Annotated in this window: 1 protein-coding gene; it reads right to left on the minus strand. The window is 49.9% G+C overall.

Annotation, left to right across the window (positions count from 1 at the left end):
• Positions 1-175: 175 nt before the first annotated feature.
• A partial coding sequence (locus F3F93_RS12345) for a transposase (RefSeq protein ID WP_176959505.1) occupies positions 176-607 on the minus strand: 432 nt, incomplete at its 5' end.

A 607-nucleotide genomic window follows, 5' to 3' on the forward strand; every position in this document is an offset into this window, starting at 1 on the left:
GGCCCAGAGTGTGTGAAAACGCAGGTCTGGGGTTAAGGTTTATCTCAACCGAGCAAGAAGCCCAAGATAGAGTCGTTTTTTTGTGTTCACTGATTCATATCGATCTAAAGAAGAATATGGGCTTTCCATGCTCGATTAAGGCGGATTCTGGCAGATATAGGAGCTGAGAAGAGGCTCAGGCACGGATCGCCTGTACCAGCCCCCTGACGCCCATCATGTTGATGACCCGTTTCAAATTATAAGCGAGCACATGCATGCTCATTTCCGTGCTGACCCGATCCATCGTTCTGGTCAGGAAGTGAGTTGCACCCATCCATGCCTTGATCGTTCCAAAGGGGTGTTCAACCGTTTGCCTTCGTATGCGCATGGCATCTACTTTTAACTTAAGCCTGAGCTTCATCGCTTCCAACACCGTCTCATGCTCCCAGCGCCGGACTCTGCGTTCAGGGCTGGGAGAACATTGTTCTTTGATTGCGCAGCTCCGGCAGGCAGCGCGATTCCAGTATGAACGCAAAAACCTTCCGCTTTCTTTGGTTGTAAAATGCCAGTACAGACGTTCACCAGATGGGCATAGATATTCGTCAGTCTCAGGCAAATAACGGAAGTC

The sequence above is a fragment of the Mariprofundus sp. KV genome (assembly GCF_013387475.1).
In the GTDB taxonomy this organism is placed as follows: domain Bacteria; phylum Pseudomonadota; class Zetaproteobacteria; order Mariprofundales; family Mariprofundaceae; genus Mariprofundus.